Source organism: Alteromonas sp. MB-3u-76 (assembly GCF_002831605.1).
GTDB lineage: Bacteria > Pseudomonadota > Gammaproteobacteria > Enterobacterales > Alteromonadaceae > Alteromonas > Alteromonas hispanica.
Genome location: NZ_CP025115.1, coordinates 1,026,931 through 1,050,146, shown reverse-complemented (window position 1 = coordinate 1,050,146; position 23,216 = coordinate 1,026,931). Strand labels below are relative to the sequence as shown.

The following is a 23,216-nucleotide window of genomic DNA, read 5'->3' as shown; positions in this document are numbered from 1 at the left end:
TGAGGTTAATCATCAGAAACGATAACCTGTTCACCAGTAAGGCCAAAGCGACGTTGCCTAACGTTAAAATCGTCAACAGCACGTTGAAACTCGTCTTCATTAAAATCTGGCCAAAGAACATCGGTGAAGAAAAGCTCGGCATAAGCACATTGCCACAAAAGGAAATTGCTAATACGGTGCTCGCCACCAGTTCTAATAAGAAGGTCTAATTCGGGGAGATTTGCGGTAGACGTGAACCGGGTAAACATGGCTTCGTCAATATCTTCTGCATCTATGTCGCCAGCTTTGACTTGATTTGCCAGCTGCTTAGTCGCATTTACAATGTCCCAGCGGCCGCCATAATTCGCTGCGATGTTAAGTATTAAATCCGCATTGTCTCGCGTCATCTCTTCAGCTTTGCGAATTTTTTCGACTAATTTAGGGTCAAAAGCACTTAAATCGCCAATAACTTGAAGGCGCACACCATTTTTATGAAGCCGCTTCGCTTCGCTATTTAACACAAGGTTAAACAACTCCATAAGTACGCTTACTTCTTCTTCCGGACGTTTCCAGTTTTCACTTGAAAATGCGAATAGAGTAAGCGATTCAATGGCGTTTTTTCTCGCAAAGCGCACCACATTTCTTACAGATTCGACACCCGCTTTATGACCGAAAGTACGAATTTTCCCTTTCTTCTGCGCCCATCGACCATTACCATCCATAATGATAGCAACGTGTCTAGGGCCAGCAACTGGTGCTGGCCCTATCACGCTAGTCTTTTTGGCTGCGTTTAAACGCTTTCCAATCATAATACTAACTTATACTTCCATTAATTCTTTTTCTTTGTCAGCCAGTAGACTGTCTACTTTCTTAATGATTTCGTTAGTGATCGACTGGATATTTTCTTCAGCTGCACGACTTTCGTCTTCGCTGATTTCTTTTTCTTTCAACAGCTCTTTGATATCGCTGTTTGCGTCGCGGCGAATATTGCGGATAGCAACCCGCCCACCTTCCGCTTCATTGCGAACTACGCGAATAAGATCTTTTCTTCGCTCTTCAGTTAGCGGCGGAAGCGGTATACGGATAGAACCGCCAGCGCTCATGGGGTTTAACCCAAGATCAGACTGCATGATAGCTTTTTCAACTGCTTGGATAGCCGATTTATCAAACACAGTTAGGGCAAGCGTACGGCTGTCTTCAGCAATTACATTAGCCACTTGCTTTAGCGGTGTATCTACACCGTAGTACGGCACCATAATACCGTCTAGCAGGCTTGGGTGCGCGCGCCCCGTGCGAATTTTGCTAAATTGGCCTTTGAGCGCCACTACGCTTTTTTCCATACGCTCTTGCGCATCTAATTCAATTTCATCAATCACTGTTGTGTGTCCTATATGTCTTTACTTATCATTGCCAGCGTGGCTAATTACGGTGCCTTCTTTCTCGCCCATTACAACACGCTTAAGACAGCCGGGTTTGTTCATATTGAAAACGCGAATTGGAAGGCTGTGGTCACGAGCCAAAGTAAACGCTGACAAATCCATTACTTTTAGTTCCTTATCCAGCACTTCATTATAACTGAGGTGCTCGTACAGGGTAGCGTCTGGATTTTTAACCGGGTCGTCACTATAAACACCGTCGACTTTAGTCGCTTTTAACACGGCGTCTGCTTCAATTTCAATTCCGCGTAAGCACGCAGCGGAATCCGTTGTGAAAAATGGGTTTCCGGTACCTGCTGAAAAAATAACGACTCTACCAGACTTCAGTAAGCTAATTGCTTCTGCCCAATTATACGCATCGCAAACGCCGTTTAAAGGAATTGCTGACATCATGCGTGCATTTACAAATGCTCTGTGTAGTGCATCTCGCATTGCCAAACCGTTCATCACAGTAGCTAGCATACCCATATGATCGCCTACTACGCGATTCATACCCGCTTTTGCTAAACCTTCGCCGCGAAATAAGTTACCGCCACCAATAACAAGGCCCACTTGAACACCAAGTTCAACCAACTCTTTAATTTCTTGTGCCATTCTATCTAGCACTTTGGGGTCTATGCCAAAGCCTTCTTCACCCATAAGGGCTTCACCGCTAAGTTTTAACAGAATGCGTCGATATGCTGATTTAGGTGTGATACTCATTATTCGATATGTCCTCGTAAACCCGGTTTGTGCTATGTATTTTAAATATATGCCTTAGCATGAAAAAACATAGAACAAATCGCGTTAGTTTTTTGAAAGGTTTATGCTTTCTTAACCCAGCGCCGCTTCAAAGCCGTATTTTCAAATGACTTGCAAAAACGTCACTCACACTAACGTGAAACCGCTGCAATAGAAAGAGATTCGGCTATAAAAAAGCACCCCCGAAGAGGTGCTTTTAGTTTATCTGACATTCTCTGAATGCAAAAGAAAAACGCTCAATTATTTCTTAGCGGCTTCCATTTGCGCAGCTACTTCTGCTGCGAAATCTTCAGTTTTCTTCTCGATACCTTCGCCTACTTCAAAACGCACGAAGTTGATAACGTCTGCACTGTTGTTCTTAAGAAGTTCAGCAACTGTGATCGACGGATCTTTAACGAAAGGTTGGCCAGTAAGACTCACTTCACCAGTGAACTTCTTCATACGACCTGCAACCATTTTTTCAGCGATGTCTGCTGGCTTACCAGACTGCATTGCGATATCGATTTGGATTTCTTTTTCTTTCTCAACAACTTCAGCCGGAACGTTTTCAGGCTTAACATATTGAGGGCTTGCCGCTGCGACGTGCATAGAAACGTCTTTAGCTAGCTCTTCGTCGCCACCAGTAAGAATAGCGATAACGCCAATACGACCACCGTGAACGTAAGCACCTAGTGTGTCACCTTCAACGTTGATAACGCGGCGAGGTGAAATGTTTTCACCAATTTTTGCTACAAGCGTGTCACGTGCATCGCTAACTTTTGAGCCGTTTAGTTCAGCGTCGTTAAGTGTTTCGATGTCGTTGATGTTGTTAGCAGAAGCTAATTCAAGTAGGTCATTACCAAACTTAAGGAAACTCTCGTCGCGAGCAACGAAGTCTGTTTCGCAGTTTAGTTCAAGCATAGTCGCGCGACCCGCTTCAACTTTAGTTAGAATTACACCTTCAGCTGCAATACGACCTGCTTTTTTAGCCGCTTTTGCTTGACCTGATTTACGCATGTTTTCAATGGCTAATTCAATGTCACCATCTGTCTCAACAAGCGCTTTTTTACAATCCAGCATACCTGCGCCAGTACGTTCGCGCAGTTCTTTAACTAGTGCTGCAGTCACTGCCATTTTTCAATTCCTCAGCAATAAATATAAATTCGTTAGGTAAAAGGGGCTAATCGCCCCTCTCAATACGTCTCGTAGCAAATTCGCTTCCAATTTAAATTGGCAGCGAGTGTACAGAATTACTCTGCTGCTTCTACGAAGTCGTCTTGCTCAGCTTGTACTTCAAGGTTGCTCTCGCGACCAGAATTAACAGCGTCTGCAGCAGCGTCCAAGTAAAGTTGGATAGCGCGGATAGCATCGTCGTTACCAGGGATGATGTAATCAACACCGTCTGGGTTAGAGTTAGTATCTACAACACCAACAACAGGGATACCAAGGTTACGTGCTTCCGTAACTGCAATGTGCTCATGGTCTGCATCAACAACAAAGATTACGTCTGGAAGACCGCCCATGTTTTTGATACCACCAAGGCTGTTCTCAAGCTTATCCATTTCGCGTTGAAGCATAAGCGTTTCTTTTTTGGTTAGCTTTTCAAACGTTCCGTCTTGGCTCTTTTGCTCAAGCTCTTTAAGACGCTTGATTGACTGGCGCACTGTTTTCCAGTTAGTCAACATACCGCCCAACCAACGCTTGTTTACGTAGAACTGGTCGCATTTTACAGCAGCATCTTTTATCGCATCACCAGCGGCACGTTTAGTACCAACAAAAAGGATTTTACCTTTTTTTGCTGAAACACTTGAGATGTAGTTCAAAGCGTTGTTAAACAGTGGAACTGTTTTTTCTAGGTTGATGATATGAACTTTGTTACGAGCACCAAAGATGTATGGTTTCATCTTTGGGTTCCAGTAACGAGTTTGGTGACCGAAATGCACACCGGCTTTCAGCATGTCACGCATAGAAACATTAGCCATTTTATTTTCCTCTTGGGGTTAGGCCTCCATATACCCCTTGTATCGATCCACCCTAGCGAAAAACGATAGTGTGGACACCCCGATAACAAGTGTCGGTATATGTGTGTTTTAATAAGAAATATACCCTCTACGACGACTTCGCTTTCACAAAAAAATACGAGCTTTCCGTCAGGGCGCGCGCTTTATACCATAAAGCTTTAGTGGTAACAAGTTTTCAGCCCTGCTTGCCTGTTGTTTGTCATTATTTTCTGAAAGACGGTTGAACGCATGTTTACTGCATATCCAATAGTGGTCATATTGGTGATATACTGCGTAAAACTGTTTATTAATCAAAAGACGATTATTGAGAGGCATTGTGGCAGCAATTATCAAATCCCCTGATGAAATCGAAAAAATGCGCGTTGCTGGTAAGCTAGCAGCCGAAGTTCTTACTATGATCACGCCCCATGTAAAAAAAGGCGTAACGACCGATCAGCTCAATACGCTTTGTCATGACTTTATTGTGAACGAACAAAAAGCGATACCTGCACCGCTAAACTATGGCAACCCACCTTTTCCTAAGTCAGTGTGTACTTCGGTGAACCATTGTATATGTCATGGTATTCCGTCTGACAAAAAGCTAAAAGATGGTGACATCATTAATATAGACGTAACTGTTATTAAGGACGGTTATCACGGCGACACATCAAAGATGTTTACTGTGGGCAAACCTACTATTCTGGCTGAGCGTCTTATTCGTGTAACGCAAGAATCGTTATACAAAGCCATCGAGCAAGTTAAACCTGGCATGCGTTTAGGTGATATTGGGCATATCTGCCAAACTCATGCAGAGGCGCATAACTATTCAATAGTTAGAGAATATTGCGGCCATGGTATTGGCTCCAGTTTTCACGAAGAACCACAAATTGTGCATTACGGCAAACCAGGAACAGGCGAAGAGTTAGTACCGGGTATGTGTTTTACTATCGAACCTATGGTCAATGCAGGTAAGCGCTATTCCAAAGTACTTCCAGACCAGTGGACTGTGGTAACGAAAGATAGAAGCTTAAGCGCTCAATGGGAACACACGCTGCTAGTCACTGAAGACGGCGTTGAGGTACTTACGTTGAGAGAAGAAGAAACATTACCTCGCGTTATTTCTCACAAATAACTGTTGCGCTTTCGAGCCATTTCAATAAAAGTTTCATACGAGTTAAGAGCTTGGCTATTGACGACAATAACCAAGCTTTTTTTCGAATCTATATTATCGCTTAATTAGCGCTTATTTTTGGGCTTCGTCTCATTCCTGCTTTTACTATTTTGTGCAGGTGAAATTGCCTTATGAAATAGCGTTTAGAGCTGCTCACTACCCACTTTTTTCGATATTGCTCACGTGTCAAAAACGACGATTTAGACAATCATTCACCGCGCTATAACGTTTTTCCATATTTATTCATAAATAGACCTAAAATATGCACCCAATCGATACTGCGATTTTGTGCTAAATCGTGATAAAGTTTATAGCGTTTACACTTAAGCAATTCAAAGGTGCAGTTTGACGCTCCAATCTCTAATCCAAGAAATAGACAGTATCAGTAGTGTTGATGACATTCCTAAAATCAAAACATGCGTTGAGAAAAACTACGCGTGGATTACAGACTCGTTTAATTCCGCTCCTGTCAATCAATTAGTTACAGGCAGAGCACAATTTGTCGATGCACTGCTTTGTCATTTGTGGCAACTGTTCGGCCTAAGTTCTATCAACGATTTATCGCTTTGTGCCGTCGGTGGATACGGTCGTGGTCATTTGCAGCCTTATTCTGATATCGATCTACTTATTGTTAGTAAGAAGAAGCTTAGCGCCGATGCACAAGACAAAGTCGGTCGCTTTATTACGCTGTTGTGGGACATCAAATTAGATGTTGGCCAGTCGGTGCGAACGATTAAAGAGACCGTCAAGCTCGCAAAAGATGATATTACCATCGCCACTAATTTGGTTGAAAGTCGCCTTCTATCCGGTAGCGAAGAAACCTTTGAGAAGCTTTGGGAAGAAGCGAATGGAAGAAATTCGTGGAGTAGTAAAGCGTTTTTCTCTGCTAAATACGAAGAACAGAAAAAACGACATGCCAAATTTAACGGCACTGCATACAACTTAGAACCCAACATAAAAGAGAATCCTGGTTGTCTTCGAGACATTCAATCTATTGGCTGGGTAGCTAAGAAACATTTTAAAGAATACGATGGTTGGAACTTGGTAGGTCATGGTTACTTCACTGAACAAGAACACAGTGAGCTCATCGCCTGCCGCATGCACCTTTGGAAAATGCGCTGTGCACTCCACTTGGTTGCCCAGCGAAGCGAAAACCGTCTATTATTCGATTATCAGCCAGATGTAGCGGAGATGATGGGCTACGGTGAAGAAGGTAAATCATCAGTAGAAAAGATGATGCGAGACTTCTTTCGCACTGTGGCTCGTGTAACAGAGCTCAACCAAATGCTGCTTCAGCGTTTTAAATACGACATGCTGAATCAAAGCGTTCAACACAGTGCCGTTATCAATGAAGACTTCGAGCTTCTTGATTACATGATTTCTCCTCGCCATGAGCGAGTGTTCTCGACTCCTGAAGCTATTCTCGATTTCTTACACCTGGTAACCAATACACCAGATGTTAAAGGCCTCAGCACCACGTGTATTCGTCAACTGCGCAATGCCCATAGGGAATTTGAAAGTACCTATTATGTCGAACGTCCAGCGTGTCGTGAGAAATTTATGATGCTGATGAAACAACCCGATTTTTTTAATTTTGGTTGGGACATAATGCATCAATATGGAATTATTCAGGCTTACTTACCTGAGTGGGACGCTATTGTGGGCATGATGCAGTTTGATTTGTTTCACGCTTACACTGTTGACGAGCACACCCATAGGCTTGTTAAGCATGTTAATTACTTTTTTTCGAAAGAGAATAAAGACTTTCCCCGATGTGGCCGAATTTGCCGACATCTCGATAAACCAGAAGTGTTGTATATCGCCGCTATTTTTCACGATATAGCGAAAGGCCGCAATGGCGATCACTCGAAACTTGGTGCCAAGGATGTAGCCACATTTTGCGAACTTCATAATGTTCCATCGTCCGATGCAGAGATGATTGCCTGGCTTGTTGAAAATCACTTGCTGATGTCTGTAGTCGCTCAGCGAAGAGATATTTACGATCCGGATGTCATCAGTGAGTTTGCCAGCGCAATACGAAGCCACAACCACTTGAACCTGCTCTATACATTAACGCTTGCAGATATTCGTGCCACCAATGATAACTTGTGGAATGACTGGAAAGCATCTTTGCTAAGAGAATTGTATCTCATGACGCAAAAGGCTTTAGATAACGGTCTTCAGTGTCAGGTGACGCTTAATGAACGAGTTGCCACGCACAAACATCAAGCGCGACAAATATTGCAAGAGCGGGCTATCAGCCCTGTTTCTGTAGACGCTCTCTGGGCGCGTTTGGACGATGACTACTTTGTACGTTTTAAGCCAACACAGGTGGCCTGGCATACAGAAGAAATTATAACGGCTCAGGAAGATTGGTTAACGCCAGATAACGACGCTTTATTAGTTAGAGCCAATGACAATAGCGCCAAGGGTGGAACGGAACTATTCGTTTATGGCAAAGACAGAAAGGCATTATTCGCACAGGTTGCCTCTGTACTAGATAGCAGAAATTGCTCTATCCACGATGCACACGTTACCGTTACACGAGACGGCTACGTATTCGACAGTATGATAGTGTTAGAAAATGACGGTACGCGTCTTTCATCTGAGTCTCGTATCATGTCGCTAGAAAAAGCCGTCTCTACCCAGTTAGAAAAACCTGGCCGCTCCCACGAAAATAAGCGAAAGCTACCCCGTCAGATGAGGCAATTAGACGTTCCTACCAAGGTGCGCTTTTTTAACTTAAACGACGAGGCGACGCTTGTTGAGCTTGAAGCACTAGACGCGCCCGGCATTTTAGCTAAAATTGGCCACGCGTTTGTTGACACCAACATGACATTAAAGCTTGCTAAAATAGCAACCATCGGCGAACGCGCCGAAGACATTTTTATCGTCAGCAACGAGGCTGGCACCGCATTAACCCAAGAACAACAAGTTAGCTTGAAAAAGCGTATCTTGTTTAAACTCGACCAACTTGAAGATATTACAATACCATGAATGAATTGAAAGCCATTATTGAAGACGCCTTCGAAAACCGCGATGCCATTAGCCCAAATGAAGCTCCTGACGAGGTAAGAAACGCCGTTGCAGAAGCAATTTCACTGCTAAACAGCGGTCAAGCTCGAGTCGCCGAGAAAATTGCAGGGGAATGGGTAGTTCACCAGTGGTTGAAAAAAGCTGTGTTGCTTTTTTTCCGACTTCACAACAACGAAATGATTGACGGCGCCGAGAGCAAGTATTTTGATAAAGTGCCATTAAAATACACCAACTACACAAATGAACAGTTTGTTGCAGATGGCGCCCGTATAGTGCCACCAGCTGCAGTTCGTACCGGTACATTTGTAGGCAAAAACGCAGTAGTAATGCCGTCTTATGTCAACATTGGCGCCTACGTTGACGAGGGTACTATGGTAGATACATGGGCAACTGTTGGCTCATGTGCACAAATCGGTAAAAACGTTCACCTTTCTGGTGGTGTAGGTATTGGTGGCGTACTAGAGCCATTACAAGCAAACCCTACCATCATAGAAGATAACTGCTTTATCGGCGCTCGCTCTGAAATTGTAGAAGGCGTTATTGTTGAAGAGGGCGCGGTTATCTCAATGGGTGTTTATATTGGTCAAAGTACGCGTATTTATGACCGTGAAACTGGAGAGATCCACTACGGACGCGTACCTGCAGGTTCGGTAGTGGTATCTGGAAACTTACCCAGTGCAGATGGTAAATACAGCCTTTACGCTGCCATAATCGTTAAGAAAGTAGATGCCAAAACCCGCGCTAAAGTAGGAATCAATGCCCTGTTGCGCGGCGTAGAGTAATTAAAACTGTTCTGAAAAATAAATATCGAGTAGGGTGAGGCTTGCGCCTCATCCCTCTCACAGAACCGTACGTACGGGCCTCGTATACGGCTCCTGCATACTTCATATCACTTGCTAAGTGACACAATGCTAATTTGCAATCTAGTATCGTGCGCCCTATGGACATCGTTCATTTTCTAACATTGTGGTAACTTTCATTGCAGGGTTTGGCGTTCTAGCACTGAGGCAATCTACCAAATTTGACTACAATTACTTCCCATATACGGCCTGTCTCACCAGACATCACTATTCCTAGCGCACCGATTCGACTTGTCCCGCTGATCTGGCGGCTTGTGTATCAATGATAAAAAAACTCACAACTCATCAGAGTCTTAAAGTCTGCTTCCCCCCTTCGCAATCCATTTAAGCTTTTGGCTAAAATAGATCCTATCAAACACAATGCTGATAGTCGGCTTGGTTTTACCCTCCACACCATTACTGGCTTTCATCGGCCTAGCCTTACTCACTACTACGGGTTCATCTGCCACCTCACACTCGCAACATTCTTGGATCACTCCTTGAACGATACGTCCAACCATTTGATTGGATCTAATGCCAGGCTTCCCCAGTTACTGCACTGGCTCCCTGTTAGAAATTCCACCCTCAAACACAAAACAGGACTGACTGAGTATCGGGCTTCGCGCTATTTTGCACGCTTACCCTCCTGTCTTGCCGAATCAGGTTCACTTGCGTTGTGTACCTCTAACTTCCTATGGCTTCCTTCAGACCCTGCCGTTGGCCAACAACGCCCTTGCCATTCGGATTATCTTCCCCTCAGTCAGGGTGATTCAGGTTTCTTTCAACCTGACGGGTTTGCCAGCTTCGCTGGGCAAACAAAAAAGGGGCGCTAACATTCTTTAGCGCCCCTTTTTAATGACTTTGCCTCAACAGTTTATGACAAAAGCTTGTCTTTTATACTGTTTACCCAATCAACCACATCTTTTTCAGGCTCAAGGGTTTCCATTGCATCCACCTCTAGCATCTCAGACGCTGGCTTGCCCTGCAGCTCAACAAGAAGCGCTTGAAATTGTTTACCCGCACCACAGAAACTCTCCCCATAGCTGCTATCGCCAAGGGCGGCAACAGCAAAGGGTTTGTCTTTCAGCAGGGGCGCGTCGTCCTTTAAGTCTGAAAAAACAAACTCAAGGTTAGGTGGAACATCCCCTTGCCCTGTTGTAGAGGTGATAATTAATATAGCGTCTGCATCAGTAAAATCTTCAACCGACGGGTCGCTTTCAAGCTCGCAATCTACGCCTTGTTCAGCTAAGTTTTCTTCTACCTGTTCAGCGACATGCTGCGCGTTCCCATACACTGTGCCCGCTATTATCTTCAATGTACTCATTACTACCCCTACTAACTGTTTTATAAACTTTGCTACAACGTTTTACGAAGGAACAACGCGAAAGTTTTCTAAACGACGTATAAACATCGCCATTTCATGATGAAAATCTGAAGATATTGTCACCCACTTTTGAGAAGTTGGATGATAGAACCCCATACCTGTACAGTTTAAGGCCAAATTATTAAAACTAAAGTGCGACTTAGCGAATTTATTCTGCTTTCCGTCGCCATGGGTCGTGTCACCTATAATAGGGTGTCGAATATGTGCTAAATGCCTACGTAATTGATGCTTTCTGCCCGTACTTGGTGATAATTTTACTAATGAATATCGCGCACTTTGATATTTTCCGACAGGCTGTGGTACTTCATAACAAGCTACAGATTCATACACTGTTGTCGCTATTTGCGGTGGCTGCTGTGGCCGCTTGTGCTTGTCTGCTATTTTGTCGTACTTGTATTTAAGTGCGTAATCAATGAATCCAGTATTATGCACAAACCCTCTCACCACAGCATGATAGGTCTTATGCACCTGTTTTTGCATCATCTGCTGTCCAAGTTCCCCCGCTAACTGACCATCGAAGGCAAATAGAAGAACGCCAGACGTAGGTCGGTCTAACCGATGTGCAGGAAAAACGCGCTTACCAATTTGGTCTCGCAAGGTTTGTACCGCGAATACTTTTTCGTGTTTATCTATTGGGCTTCTATGCACCAACATGCCAGGCGGCTTCTCAATAGCAACAATATCCTGGTCTTGATACAAAATTTTTAACGGATGAGGTGTTGCACTTATTTCAACGGAGCGACTGTTGGCAGACATGCCTTCTCTACTTTCGTCTTGGCCGGTATCTTTTTCTCCAAGCTTCTCTTGCGAGTCCTCTCTCATTGGGCCATTCCTTGCTCAACTCTCGCTGTCTGAACTAAACCATCTATAGCCGCTATCTGCTTAATGATAGGGGTTGACCTGTCTTCCAAATACAGCCGAGCCGCCGGCGTGATTTCCATCTCAGGCAGTGCGGCATCAGAATGAATTAGTTGCGACATTTTTGGAATAAATATAAAAGCTAGCCAGCTCTCAAAATCCATAGCATCAACCGCAAAAGGAACAGTGCTATTTAGCGCTTCATTAGAAGGACTAGTTGAAGGCCATACGCCCTCTTTTCTCATCGATAATGCCAATGCTTCAAGGGCATTTAAAATAGCCTGTTTACCGGGTGTCATATGTCAGTTTCCAACGAGGTGTTTTTAAGTGAATTTTTTCTAACGAGCAGCATAAATTAGAGTAAGCCAAAGCGATCGGCCTTGTTAGGCACTTTTAAGAGTTATCAGTATACCAGCCTTCAAAAATTACTGTCACCGCAATGATTCTAGAGATAGACGCGTGACAGACAATAATTTATCTGTGATAAACTAATCGCTATTGATTTTGGGGCGGTGCTATTTTCTCGGCGCTGCTATCTGCTCGGCGCTGCTGTCTGCTCGATATTTGAGATCGAGGTGCAGGTCGGTGTGCTAGAACGTTATTATAGAGTTCATTTACAGAGCTTTAACGAGACCCCAGTGGTAATTTGCAGTATTTAGGATGTTTTGATGAGCGCAAACACAATTAATTCCATCAGCGAGTTTTTACTCCACGCTGGTACAGAATACAAGATATTTGATATCGGGCGAAGGCTAACTCTGACCGACAATCAAACATTCTTAGATATTGAGAATGGCAAAGCCTATGCGCCATTCCCTCGTCAGCAACACGCGTGGTTTGGAATTGTTTTTTGGAATAAAAACGCATCGTCAGAGCACTACATTTGGTTTGTTAAACTTCCTACAGATGAGCAAGGGTTGGTAGTTTCGGCAGCTCGAAATCACTTTCTTGATATAATTGTAGATGCATTAGGTCAGTCAATTTTAGAAGACACAGAAAAGGCCCAAAAGCTGCCGGACAACCCCTACTCTTTTGTGCCCAATCAATCCCTACTCGCCCAGTTCAACGCAGCGGTTAAACAAGCACTGTTACAACCATTGAGTGATGAAGCAAGGCAAGTAGAAGCCTATATTCAAGCGCCGCAGTTAGTAGATTGGCAGCGTTTGTCAATGCAAAGCGTTGCAGACTTTGCCTCTTCTTTACCAAAACACAGCAAGCAAGATATGTTAGAAAAAGCTGTTGCCAAAAACTCGACCTTATATTCTGAAGTATTTTTGAATACGCTCATGGAGATGCTCGAATATGTGCCTTTAAGCGCTACCATGAAAGAATTTATTACCACACGCTTTTTCAGCAGTAATCACACAAGTGAAGTTAATCTTGCCGCTTTACGTGCTCTATCTACTGGTTCATTTGACCAAGATGTGCACAGCGTCTTACAAAGAGTGCTCGAGAACGAGAGCTGTGCTCGCTTAGATATCCTGAGTGTCATCGCCGCTCGCCATTATGAACAAATGGATGACTCACTCCTTACATTGTTTTTAACACAGGCAGCCAAAGCAGATAATCAAAGCGAACATGCTGGCGCATTTTTTTCCGGTTTCTTTTCTGACTTGGTACAGATTCCAAAGTTACGTCGGCAAGTTTTATCACTTCTTCGTTCACCTGACAGGCCCGCAGAATTAGCCTCTGCATTCAACAAACTGTTTGCGCAAACGGGAAAATAATATGACGCTTTTAGAACTCGTGTTGTGGCTAAGTATCGCATTCGTAAGCTATCAATTTTGGCGAATAAGAGAAATCTCGGAAAAGACCAATACGTATTTAAGACAATACTGTGACAAACACCAGCTTCAGCTGTTAAGCGTCGCGAGGGTCAAAACACGAATTTCATTAAAGTACGGAAAACCAGATTGGAATAGTGTTTTTATGTTCGAGTTTTCCAGCAACGGAGAAGACAGATACAGTGGAGAAGTAGAATTGGTAGGAAGTCGAATTATGCGAACTGATTTGCCGCCGCATCGTGTTTAATGCAGGCCATTTTGCGTTCATATGTTTGAATCGGACATATCGAGTAGGGTGAGGCTTGCGCCTCATCCCTCTCACAGAACCGTACGTACGGGCCTCGTATACGGCTCCTGCATACTTCATATCACTTGCTAAGTGACACAATGCTAATTTGCAATCTAGTATCGTGCGCCCTATGGACATCGTTCATTTTCTAACATTGTGGTAACTTTCATTGCAGGGTTTGGCGTTCTAGCACTGAGGCAATCTACCAAATTTGACTACAATTACTTCCCATATACGGCCTGTCTCACCAGACATCACTATTCCTAGCGCACCGATTCGACTTGTCCCGCTGATCTGGCGGCTTGTGTATCAATGATAAAAAAACTCACAACTCATCAGAGTCTTAAAGTCTGCTTCCCCCCTTCGCAATCCATTTAAGCTTTTGGCTAAAATAGATCCTATCAAACACAATGCTGATAGTCGGCTTGGTTTTACCCTCCACACCATTACTGGCTTTCATCGGCCTAGCCTTACTCACTACTACGGGTTCATCTGCCACCTCACACTCGCAACATTCTTGGATCACTCCTTGAACGATACGTCCAACCATTTGATTGGATCTAATGCCAGGCTTCCCCAGTTACTGCACTGGCTCCCTGTTAGAAATTCCACCCTCAAACACAAAACAGGACTGACTGAGTATCGGGCTTCGCGCTATTTTGCACGCTTACCCTCCTGTCTTGCCGAATCAGGTTCACTTGCGTTGTGTACCTCTAACTTCCTATGGCTTCCTTCAGACCCTGCCGTTGGCCAACAACGCCCTTGCCATTCGGATTATCTTCCCCTCAGTCAGGGTGATTCAGGTTTCTTTCAACCTGACGGGTTTGCCAGCTTCGCTGGGCAAACAAAAAAGGGAAAGTCATAAGACTTTCCCTTTTTCAGAATTTTGAGCATCCCTCTCCGCGGTCCCTTGCGATAAAAATCTTCCCGATCAGAATCCGTCTTCGCCCCTTTCCATCTTTTCTCACAATACCTTTTGTGAGCCACAAATCCCTTCGTGGGTCCCTTTCCTTTGTTCCCTCTAAACTGCAAATCCATTCTGCAGCGTTCCCCATTCCTAGGGCTGTCCTTGTCGGACTCCGCCGACATCCTTTCCATCAATCCTTATAAGCTACACATCCTGCTGTAGCGAGTGTCATCCCTGATACTTTCCTGATAAATTCCCTAATTTTACCTATCCCTGTCCGCTTGTCCTTTTCAAATACAAACAATAATCAATTGCTTGCCCACGTCCAACTGTGGTCCTTCTCTCTGCGTATATCCCTAAGTCCCTTACATCCTGTAAAAGCATCCTTCGCTTTTTCCATTTCCTTTTTCTTACTGCCCTGCAAGAATCTTATCCTTAAGTTGTCCTAGGTCATCCGTGTAAATCATCCTGACTCATCGTGTTTCCTTGTGACGAGATAAATAATATAGGCTTTGCATATTACTGCTATATGAAATTACAAAGTTTTAAGAAGTGATCGTTTGCTACTTTTGTATAAAAACAAAAAAATTATTATAAATCATTTGCTTTAGACTTTAGTCTAAAAAATTACTTCATAAAAAAAGGAGTAATGCTCACAAATTTTGTAGGAGATATCTTACATTCGTTTGAGCGATTATTGAGTTCCTAAGATTTTTGAGAGAGTCCCTCCGCCCACCTTATCCCGCTTTGCTGCTAAACTTTCAACTGAAAAAGCAAAGCCTTGTTCTAGAGGAAATTCACGAGGGAACCGTATGACAGCGATCTTTACTTATACAAAGAGGCAGCGCTCCTCTGCGGCACTACTTATGCTTAATGCTACCGTAGCGTTGCTTTTATATTTTGCAGCTCATAGATACCTGCCCAACCTTTCAAACGATAAAGCAGCGCTAGCTGAAGTTTTTTATATTTTGGATATAGTCATATGGTTAGTAGAAGCTGTTTTGGTTGCACTGGCGGCGTGGTTTTGGTTTGAGAATAAAACGATTAAAGTGTGCGTTACTTCAACGACACTTTGCTACTGCGACCCTACGTTTAGCGACATAGAATGGCAGGTCAAAATCGCTGATATTGCGGAAATAAAACAGGTAACAGATACAAGACGAGAGTACTCTTCTAACTACATCGTATTAAAAAACGGCGATAGAAAACAGATTATGTATGGCAATTATAAAAACTTTGACCGTCGGGCTTTTTTTGACGCACTTCTTTTTGCTAACTCAGATATTGTTTTGCCAGAAAAAACATACAGTTACAAAACACAAAGACCCGCATGGGCAAAACGAATCAGGAAAAAGTTTGGAAGAGATGAGTAACATTTAGCGCGGCAAACTGCCGTCAGTACCACGACAGGGTATCTTCGACAACGAGTACTGACCTTTGCGCCATTGAGTAACCACTTCATCCTTGTGGGCAGAATGGTTCAAAAAGCCGGGCTCGCATATCGGTTTTTATCCCCAGCCCTATGTATAAAACAAAAAGGCGTTACAGTTACATGAAATAAGGAGTACTAGCGCGGAACACTATTTGCCTCTGAACATGACCGCCCCATTGACGTGCGATAGAGACAAGTTGCCGACAACGCGGTATTTGTCGTCGCCGAAAAATGATTTGTGCTTCTCAACTGTTACAAACACCGCGGTTCCTTCACTCTTTTCATCATCCTCAACCACACTGTCGATGGCACCGAGCAATATGTGGCCTAAGCCATGCTCTTGGTAATCTGGATGGACAGCGATAAAGCTGAGCATATGAAAGTTCTTCGCCGGTACAAGTGTTCTTACCTTCTCTTCTTTTTCAAGCATTTGCTTGGTACCAAAGAGCCCAGCTGTTAGAAGCATGCGTAAACGCCAGTGCCAGTATCGCCCAGCTCCGAAAGCTGCATCGGGAGCAGTAAGACACGCCACAGCAATTAGGCGTTCTTGCTGAAATAAACCGATCATGGGTTGCTCAGCAACCCAGAACGCATTAATTTCTTCGCGTATAGCTGAGCGCAGCCTGCTTTCATAGCCTTCTTTTTCTGCTTGGAAGATATCTATAAACAGCGGGTCGTCAACATAGGCATTGTAAAGAATAGACGCCGCCACTTTTAAATCGTCAACTGAAAGGTAAATTGCTTTGACACTTTCAGTTGAAGGTACTAGAGCAACATCGTTCGATTCGATTTCCATAAGCAGGCCTCCATTTAGGCTAATTTAAGCAGGCTAATTTAAGAATCAGTCTGGAATATCATTATTATTTTATGACGTGAAAAGAATTATAAACCGCGGTCAAAAGCGCAAGTGAATAACTCCTTCCGATAATTCATTAACGACATTTACTAACTGTTACGCTAACCGACTGAATAATGATTAGCCTACGCGAAAACCAGCCAACTGTTAACCTTTTATTAACAAGCATGCCCTATCTATGCTGGTTATCCGTGACGACTAGCGCATTAAACTGTAAGCGCTGTCGCCCCACCCAACCAAATCACCATTTTTGAATACCAAAGGCGTGCATTCATCTTTCGTTGTGACGCCATCACCCATTGTTTTTTGCGTGCGATAATAGAGCACTCGAAATGTACCATCTGCCTTTTCAAAAAGTTCATTGAAATCAGCTACTCCCATTTTTCTGAGAACTGACTCATAACCCACACCTGTTTCTAAATTTGCAATGTGTTTACGATTATTAAACTCTCTGTCTTCCCAGTCACTACCATAGTGACTGTCTGATCCTCCCCCTACCGACACCACACAGCCAGAAAGCAAAAGAGAGGATGCAACTGCAACAGATAAAATGAGTGTTTTCATGTATATTCCTTAATTATTATTAGCATTTTTCCATCAGTTCGCCCAAGATCAACGATTGGGTGTATAAGTTATTTGTGACGAGTGAACGATGGTCTCAGGTTGATAACTATGAACTGATAATCAAAATTGACGCCAATATGTAAGACTTTGTTTTTGTTAAATTTTAAAAAGCGAAGGCATGCTAAAAACCGCAACAATTAGTAACTATCACAACTTATTAGTATTTTTCATTTATATTATTGTGCAGTAAGAGAAGTCATTTTGACGATCAACCGCTGCGCAAAACTCTAGTTTTAAGGTATTAATCACTCAATTATGAGCAACAACATCAACCAACTTATTATTCTTTGCCATAAAATGTACGAAGATGGAAAAATACCTACTGTTGGAATTCTTCGTTCTAAAGCGCCTTTCAAAACATCCGTTACTGAAGCAATCGAGGCTATTAAGCGGTTTAACGCCAGCAAGCCAAGTACGAGCAATGTTGAGACAAAGTCAAATTCATCTGCTGAAAATGAGCGAGTATCCCTTGCAAACCGTGTCGATATTCTTGAACAAGAAGTAAGTGAACTGAAGACTGCGCTAGCTCGGATATTGCAGGCGCGCTAGCTCAATTATTACAAGAAAAGGGATAACTCTAATACCGGGCTTTATTTCAGACTTTATATTCAGCTATTATGAGTTTTGCGGTGGTGCGGGCTTTAATACGCTCAGAAACTCGGCTAATGAGGGCGCTAAAATTTCTTTTGGTTCCTGACCTACTTGTTCAAGCGCTACCTCACCGGTGCTATTGATAACAGTTAAAATAAAATCGTCTTCATCAGTCAGACCAAAGAACAAGGTAGGCTGCTGCGACAAACGTTGCTTCATCAATAAATGACCGATAAGGTTTTGCTGTAGCCGCTCAAAATCGTCTTCGTTCCACACCTGCAGCAATTCACATTTCCCCTGAGGCGCCTGGGCTATGAGGTTATTGCTAAAATAACGCGTAAAATAATTGCAGTAAGCCTCATCCAATTCGAGTTCGAGCGCCGCTGCTACATTATCAAAGGATACCGATACACTTTGTCGAACAGGCCTCCATTGAACGAGTTGCCCTTGACTTGCTTCGCTCTGGTAACAAGACGACGGCCAATCTTTATCGAAAGGAACAGCGAGACCACATTCGTTGGCATTTTCTACATAAGATGATACAAAATTGTCGAGTTCTTCAGACATTGAAAGAGCCATAATTCAATTACCTTCGTATTTTTGAGTTACACTATACGTAAAGATGGCTAAGTCAACTGTTAGCCCCGATATACCCATTAAAGTCCTAGAGTTTTTATGCCAACAGACAGCAAGCAAGAAAAAATTACGATATCCGCACCAGACAATTTATCTCTGGGCAAAACAGTAGACTACGAGTTTGAATACAATCCTGAGTTGTTGCAGGGAGTGCCTCGTAGTTTAAGTAGAGACACATTATCTCTTACTTCATCAACGCTTCCATTTGAAGGCATTGATACTTGGACTGGTTATGAGTTGTCTTGGCTTAATGCAAAAGGCAAACCGCAAGTTGCTATACTTGAATGCATGGTTCCAATCAGCTCAATGAACCTAATTGAATCAAAGTCATTTAAGCTGTATTTAAACAGTTTTAACCAAACTAAATTTGATAATAGCGATGATGTAAAACAGGTTCTTGTAAAAGATTTATCCGCCTGTGCCGGAGAACAAGTGGAAGTGAACCTGATTTTACCCAGTGCATTTGAGGACCTGAAATTTCGTGAGTTTAAAGGCACATTGCTAGATGATCTGGATATTGAAGTTGATAACTATGAACCTGACTCGAGCTATCTGCGCACTTCTATATCCACCGAAAAGCCGCAAGAAATTAGCGAAACCCTTGTATCTCACTTACTCAAGTCAAACTGTTTAATAACCAGCCAACCCGATTGGGCAAGCATTCAAATTAGGTACGAGGGAGCGCCAATAGATCATGAAGGTTTGCTTCGCTATCTCATAAGTTTTAGGCAGCACAATGAGTTTCACGAACAATGCGTCGAGCGCATTTATACCGACATCTACACGCAATGCAAACCAAAAAAACTCACTGTTTGTGCTCGATACACTCGAAGAGGCGGGTTAGACATTAACCCATTTCGCACCAATTTCGAGGCCCCCTATCCAAACGATAGGCAGGCTCGACAATAATCCTGTTATCGATGCCATACGGCCCTTAATAATCATAATTATCCCGTAACAAAAAAGAAGACGGTACACATGAAAGATAAACAGCTGCAGGCAATTAAAAAAAATAATGCGCTTCTTTGCCAATTTATTGTGAAACTGTCCTCTTTCTACGAAGGCTTTTCAGATAGAGTTGATGGTGAGCTTCAAACCCTGAGAGGCCATCTCTCTGGAACACCCAATTTTAGCCTGGCGACAGTGAGTATTGGAAAGTTAAATACAGCCTTACAAAACCAGGATATTAGTCTTCGTAAATACAGTTTAGAGACTGTTTCATCTATAGAAGACGCAATGAAGCAGCTGCAGAAGATTGTGTTTGATGATGAAGACTTACGCAGGCTGGCTACACAAGAACTGATAAAGTTAAATCAGCCTGTGTCAGATATTTTTAGCATATATCGATTGTACGCCAGGGCCCTTCAGCTTCACCGTGTTGCATTAAACAAACAAGTAAAAGGGATTTTAAGCGAATCTAGCGCATGTTCTGAAACCAGTACGCCTGAAGAGAGCAAAGGCTCAATGGATGGCAGCAGTGAACGCAACATATCTGACAGTAAGCGTGGCAGTTCACACTTCTACCGTTCCATTTTTATAGAACTTAATCAGTTAGTTACTTCATATACTCAAAAAAAACCCAACGATAAACAGTTACTAGATATTAAGCATAGGCTCGATGAGGGCATGGCTGATGAGCAATTACTAGAAAGCTGCATTGTTATTCTTCGCATGATTGTACAAGATGCGATGACTGAAGCCAGTCTCACCGGTAAAGTTATTCAAGGCTTACACACTTCTTTAAGTAAGATAGGTGATGACGTTAACAAAAGCATTGCGGGGAGCCAGGCGCAATTTGAACAGCGTAATGAAAATAACGCAAAGCTTAAGTCTTACATTGACAATATTGAAGATGCCGTCTCAACAAGTGATTCATTTGATGCATTGAAAACGCAAACTCAATCTTGCGTTAAAGCATTATCTAAAACGCTAAGCGCAAGCCAAATAAGTGATAACGACGGTCAGGCGGCGTTAATCTCTTTGCTTTCATCAATGCAAGAACGAATTGATACTCTTCAGCAGCAAACAAACTCTTACCGTCGAAAATTGGCCGAGCAAGTAATACAAAGTAAAACCGATGCGCTTACTCGCCTACCCAATCGCCAAGCTTACAATGAAGAGCTTGAAAAAGCTTACCAGCTGTATAACGCAAACGGTGGAGAGCTCTCAATAGCCGTTATTGACATCGACTTCTTTAAATCTATCAACGATAAGTTTGGCCACTCTGCAGGTGACAAAACTCTGCAACTTGTAAGCCGAGTATTTAAACGCCATATAAAAGGTAATGAATTTTTAGCTAGGTGGGGAGGTGAAGAGTTTGTCATCCTTCTTCCCGATATTAATGAAGATAAGTTACGCCAGAGGTTAGAGCTTATTAGAAGTGACTTAGAGAATATGCAACTCAAGTTCAAGCAAGAGAGAGTTGTGATCACCGCATCGCTTGGCGGCACCTGCTTCATGGCAAAAGACAGCATTGATTCAGCGTTTGACAGGGCAGACAGACATCTTTACCAAGCCAAACACAACGGTCGTAATCAAGTTATTACCGACGTAAATGCCGATAAATAGGATGTAACGTGATAAAAAAAGTACAGCTAAACCCTTTAGGTTGGATGAGTCAGCTTTCACAAGCTGAGGTAGCACGCTTACAAGACGCTTCAGACAGCGAATTATTCTCCATGTTTCGAAATTGCTCACTAGCAGTGCTCAATAGTGGCGTAGATGAAGACAATTTTGAGACGTTATTTGCCCCTTATGAAAATTTCGACATTAAACTGATTCGCCGAGAGCGAGGGGTAAAAATAGAACTCATCAATCCCCCTGAAGTGGCATTTGTTGATGACAAATTGGTAAAAGGTGTGCACGAGCATCTATTTGCTGTACTTCGTGATCTGCTTTACATGGGAGATAAATACGATCTCTTGCATGAGCATGCTCCCTCAGACGGTGCTCAAATTACAGATATGGTATTTGACATGCTGCGCCATGCCAAAGCGCTTGAGGGGAATGACAATGTGAATACTATCGTGTGCTGGGGCGGCCACTCTATTAACCAAACGGAATACAAATACACTAAAGAAGTTGGCTATCAGCTTGGCTTAAGAGATATGGATATTTGCACCGGTTGTGGCCCTGGCGCGATGAAGGGACCAATGAAAGGTGCCGCCATTGGACATGCAAAACAAAGGAACAAAACCGGGAGATATATCGGTATATCTGAGCCCAGCATTATTGCCGCAGAGCCTCCCAACGCCATTGTTAATGAGCTCATCATTATGCCGGATATTGAGAAGCGCCTAGAGGCATTCGTCAGACTTGCCCATGGTATTGTCATTTTCCCCGGGGGCGTGGGTACAGCCGAAGAGTTGCTTTATTTACTGGGCATATTGATGAACGAGAGAAACGATCAGCAGCCAATACCCGTTATATTGACGGGCCCCGCCGGGAGTGAGGAATATTTTGAGGCAGTAGATAAATTTATTGCCGACACCTTGGGCAAAGAGGCTCAGAAGAAGTATCAAATTATAGTCAATGACCCAGAAGAGGTTGCCAGAGCTCTATGCAGCGGCCTTGAAAAAGTAAAAAGGTATCGCGGTGCTATGGGTGATGCTTTTAGTTTTAACTGGTCTTTAAAAATAGAGCGCGACTTTCAGCAGCCGTTTATTCCCACCCACAAAAGTATGTCCTCACTACAGCTGGATCATAATCAGGAGGGTAGCGATTTAGCCTCTAACTTGAGAAAAGCCTTTTCAGGTATTGTGGCAGGTAACGTGAAAGCTGAGGGCATAAAGCAGATTAAAAAACACGGGCCATTCGAGATAACCGGTGACAAAGCGCTAATGAGCAATATTGATGTGCTGCTAGAGTCTTTCGTAAAACAGCACAGAATGAAATTACCAGGCAGCGCTTATGAACCGTGCTATGTGGTTAAACAAAAGTAGCTTAAATAAAAAGATTTAAATAAAGTGACGTTAGTAAGCTGGGTTAAATGTACCGCGTAAGAATCTGCCAACATTACAACATACCGCAATATTGCTGTCGGCATTTTTACCGATAGAGTGCAGAAATTTATTCAAAGTAGAAGTTTTACAAGCGTGCTCTATCAGTCAATTATGCTTAGGATGCGTAGCAACTATTATCACTTATTATTCCTACGCATTTTAAGGTAGACTAAAACAAATAACAGAAATTGGGCTGCAGAAACTGAGGTTTTGCTAATTTTTATAACCAAGCGAACTCACTGCATTTTTCCCAAGGCTTATCAGATTAATATATTAAGAGACGAGAAGTAACGGTTATGAACACCAAAGTTATTCGGCTTATCTTTGCTGGCGTAGGACTTTACGCACTGTTTGTTTTTATGATCATTGCATTTTATCCCGACAAGCCCGAGAACATGGATTGGAAAGATCGAGAGGAATACAATCGTGTTCAAATTACTAAGTTAAAACTAGGCAGCACTCGCGAAGAAGTACTAGCGCTTCTCGGCTCACCAGATCTTACAGAGGCCAAACGCCAAGGCGTTAATGCTATTCAAGTTATGTTTTTTAGAACTCAACATGTTCGCGCAGATGGCTTAACCACCCAAGACGAATGCACACCGCTACTTTTCGAAAACGACAAACTAATAGCGTGGGGAGATGGTGCCTATTCTAGCTATCAAGAAAGCTAGCA

The 23,216-nt window shown here is 43.1% G+C and carries 26 protein-coding genes; 13 read left to right on the top strand and 13 right to left on the bottom strand.

The window, feature by feature from the left end; translation table 11 throughout:
- Positions 1-5 precede the first annotated feature (5 nt).
- From uppS to rpsB, 5 genes are all read right to left on the bottom strand, one after another.
- Entirely contained in the window at positions 6-788 is a 783-nt protein-coding gene (gene uppS, locus CW735_RS04745) for a polyprenyl diphosphate synthase (protein ID WP_100971118.1), read from the bottom strand.
- A gap of 9 nt (positions 789-797) precedes the next feature.
- A complete protein-coding gene (gene frr / locus CW735_RS04740; protein ID WP_071978856.1) occupies positions 798-1,355 on the bottom strand; it encodes a ribosome recycling factor in 558 nt (185 codons plus the stop codon).
- Between the two features lie 21 nt (positions 1,356-1,376).
- The gene (pyrH, locus tag CW735_RS04735; RefSeq protein WP_071978855.1) at positions 1,377-2,117 is read right to left on the bottom strand and encodes a UMP kinase; all 741 of its coding nucleotides are present in this window, start codon (positions 2,115-2,117) and stop codon (positions 1,377-1,379) included.
- A gap of 279 nt (positions 2,118-2,396) precedes the next feature.
- Positions 2,397-3,269: a translation elongation factor Ts gene (tsf, locus tag CW735_RS04730; protein WP_071978854.1), complete on the bottom strand. Its 873-nt coding sequence runs from the start codon at positions 3,267-3,269 to the stop codon at positions 2,397-2,399.
- A 116-nt stretch (positions 3,270-3,385) separates the two neighbouring features.
- Complete coding sequence (gene rpsB / locus CW735_RS04725) at positions 3,386-4,117, bottom strand: 30S ribosomal protein S2 (protein WP_100971116.1); 732 nt, start codon at positions 4,115-4,117, stop codon at positions 3,386-3,388.
- A 355-nt stretch (positions 4,118-4,472) separates the two neighbouring features.
- Between rpsB and map the strand changes: the two genes are divergently transcribed.
- The 3 genes from map (at position 4,473) to dapD (ending at position 9,124) form a co-directional block, all read left to right on the top strand.
- Positions 4,473-5,267: a type I methionyl aminopeptidase gene (map, locus tag CW735_RS04715; RefSeq protein WP_071981158.1), complete on the top strand. Its 795-nt coding sequence runs from the start codon at positions 4,473-4,475 to the stop codon at positions 5,265-5,267.
- Positions 5,268-5,651: 384 nt separating this feature from the next.
- Positions 5,652-8,303 carry a [protein-PII] uridylyltransferase gene (gene glnD / locus CW735_RS04710; protein ID WP_071978852.1) on the top strand — a complete coding sequence of 884 codons (2,652 nt, stop codon included), beginning with the start codon at positions 5,652-5,654 and terminating at the stop codon, positions 8,301-8,303.
- On the top strand, positions 8,300-9,124 hold the full coding sequence (gene dapD, locus CW735_RS04705; RefSeq protein WP_071978851.1) for a 2,3,4,5-tetrahydropyridine-2,6-dicarboxylate N-succinyltransferase: 825 nt from the start codon (positions 8,300-8,302) through the stop codon (positions 9,122-9,124). The genes glnD and dapD overlap by 4 nt, the downstream gene beginning before the upstream one ends.
- A 371-nt stretch (positions 9,125-9,495) precedes the next feature.
- Here the strand turns inward: dapD and CW735_RS04700 are convergent, their stop codons facing one another.
- Entirely contained in the window at positions 9,496-9,702 is a 207-nt protein-coding gene (locus CW735_RS04700) for a hypothetical protein (RefSeq protein WP_015068459.1), read from the bottom strand.
- On the opposite strand from CW735_RS04700, the gene CW735_RS19510 reads away from it, so the two are divergent.
- Entirely contained in the window at positions 9,703-10,014 is a 312-nt protein-coding gene (locus tag CW735_RS19510) for a hypothetical protein (protein ID WP_157812648.1), read from the top strand.
- A gap of 41 nt (positions 10,015-10,055) precedes the next feature.
- Here the strand turns inward: CW735_RS19510 and CW735_RS04690 are convergent, their stop codons facing one another.
- The 3 genes from CW735_RS04690 to CW735_RS04680 form a co-directional block, all read right to left on the bottom strand.
- Complete coding sequence (locus CW735_RS04690) at positions 10,056-10,505, bottom strand: flavodoxin domain-containing protein (protein ID WP_071978850.1); 450 nt, start codon at positions 10,503-10,505, stop codon at positions 10,056-10,058.
- A gap of 42 nt (positions 10,506-10,547) precedes the next feature.
- The gene (locus CW735_RS04685; protein WP_071981157.1) at positions 10,548-11,321 is read right to left on the bottom strand and encodes a pseudouridine synthase; all 774 of its coding nucleotides are present in this window, start codon (positions 11,319-11,321) and stop codon (positions 10,548-10,550) included.
- Positions 11,322-11,383: 62 nt separating this feature from the next.
- Positions 11,384-11,722, bottom strand: coding sequence for a YqcC family protein (locus CW735_RS04680; protein WP_100971112.1), 339 nt, complete (start codon positions 11,720-11,722; stop codon positions 11,384-11,386).
- A gap of 369 nt (positions 11,723-12,091) precedes the next feature.
- On the opposite strand from CW735_RS04680, the gene CW735_RS04675 reads away from it, so the two are divergent.
- Entirely contained in the window at positions 12,092-13,150 is a 1,059-nt protein-coding gene (locus tag CW735_RS04675) for a DUF3549 family protein (protein ID WP_071978848.1), read from the top strand.
- A gap of 1 nt (position 13,151) precedes the next feature.
- The gene (locus tag CW735_RS04670; RefSeq protein WP_071978847.1) at positions 13,152-13,454 is read left to right on the top strand and encodes a DUF3301 domain-containing protein; all 303 of its coding nucleotides are present in this window, start codon (positions 13,152-13,154) and stop codon (positions 13,452-13,454) included.
- A 385-nt stretch (positions 13,455-13,839) separates the two neighbouring features.
- Here the strand turns inward: CW735_RS04670 and CW735_RS04665 are convergent, their stop codons facing one another.
- Positions 13,840-14,046, bottom strand: coding sequence for a hypothetical protein (locus CW735_RS04665; protein WP_015068459.1), 207 nt, complete (start codon positions 14,044-14,046; stop codon positions 13,840-13,842).
- Between CW735_RS04665 and CW735_RS19505 the strand changes: the two genes are divergently transcribed.
- Positions 14,047-14,361: a hypothetical protein gene (locus tag CW735_RS19505; protein WP_157812647.1), complete on the top strand. Its 315-nt coding sequence runs from the start codon at positions 14,047-14,049 to the stop codon at positions 14,359-14,361.
- An 854-nt stretch (positions 14,362-15,215) separates the two neighbouring features.
- Positions 15,216-15,776: a hypothetical protein gene (locus CW735_RS04655; RefSeq protein WP_157812646.1), complete on the top strand. Its 561-nt coding sequence runs from the start codon at positions 15,216-15,218 to the stop codon at positions 15,774-15,776.
- Positions 15,777-15,983: 207 nt separating this feature from the next.
- Here the strand turns inward: CW735_RS04655 and CW735_RS04650 are convergent, their stop codons facing one another.
- Together CW735_RS04650 and CW735_RS04645 are read right to left on the bottom strand one after the other, a co-directional pair.
- Positions 15,984-16,631, bottom strand: coding sequence for a GNAT family N-acetyltransferase (locus CW735_RS04650; RefSeq protein WP_071978831.1), 648 nt, complete (start codon positions 16,629-16,631; stop codon positions 15,984-15,986).
- Between the two features lie 258 nt (positions 16,632-16,889).
- Complete coding sequence (locus tag CW735_RS04645; RefSeq protein ID WP_100971108.1) at positions 16,890-17,255, bottom strand: DUF3192 domain-containing protein; 366 nt, start codon at positions 17,253-17,255, stop codon at positions 16,890-16,892.
- A 315-nt stretch (positions 17,256-17,570) separates the two neighbouring features.
- Between CW735_RS04645 and CW735_RS04640 the strand changes: the two genes are divergently transcribed.
- Positions 17,571-17,864, top strand: coding sequence for a hypothetical protein (locus tag CW735_RS04640; protein ID WP_071978829.1), 294 nt, complete (start codon positions 17,571-17,573; stop codon positions 17,862-17,864).
- A 66-nt stretch (positions 17,865-17,930) separates the two neighbouring features.
- Here CW735_RS04640 and syd read toward each other — a convergent pair whose 3' ends face one another.
- Complete coding sequence (gene syd, locus CW735_RS04635) at positions 17,931-18,485, bottom strand: SecY-interacting protein (protein WP_071978828.1); 555 nt, start codon at positions 18,483-18,485, stop codon at positions 17,931-17,933.
- 96 nt (positions 18,486-18,581) lie between these two features.
- Between syd and queF the strand changes: the two genes are divergently transcribed.
- From queF to CW735_RS04615, 4 genes are all read left to right on the top strand, one after another.
- Complete coding sequence (gene queF / locus CW735_RS04630) at positions 18,582-19,451, top strand: NADPH-dependent 7-cyano-7-deazaguanine reductase QueF (RefSeq protein WP_071978827.1); 870 nt, start codon at positions 18,582-18,584, stop codon at positions 19,449-19,451.
- Between the two features lie 69 nt (positions 19,452-19,520).
- Entirely contained in the window at positions 19,521-21,110 is a 1,590-nt protein-coding gene (locus CW735_RS04625) for a GGDEF domain-containing protein (protein WP_071978826.1), read from the top strand.
- 11 nt (positions 21,111-21,121) lie between these two features.
- Positions 21,122-22,483, top strand: coding sequence for a nucleotide 5'-monophosphate nucleosidase PpnN (gene ppnN / locus CW735_RS04620; RefSeq protein WP_071981154.1), 1,362 nt, complete (start codon positions 21,122-21,124; stop codon positions 22,481-22,483).
- 356 nt (positions 22,484-22,839) lie between these two features.
- On the top strand, positions 22,840-23,214 hold the full coding sequence (locus CW735_RS04615) for a DUF3192 domain-containing protein (RefSeq protein ID WP_071978825.1): 375 nt from the start codon (positions 22,840-22,842) through the stop codon (positions 23,212-23,214).
- The last annotated feature ends 2 nt before the right edge of the window (positions 23,215-23,216 follow it).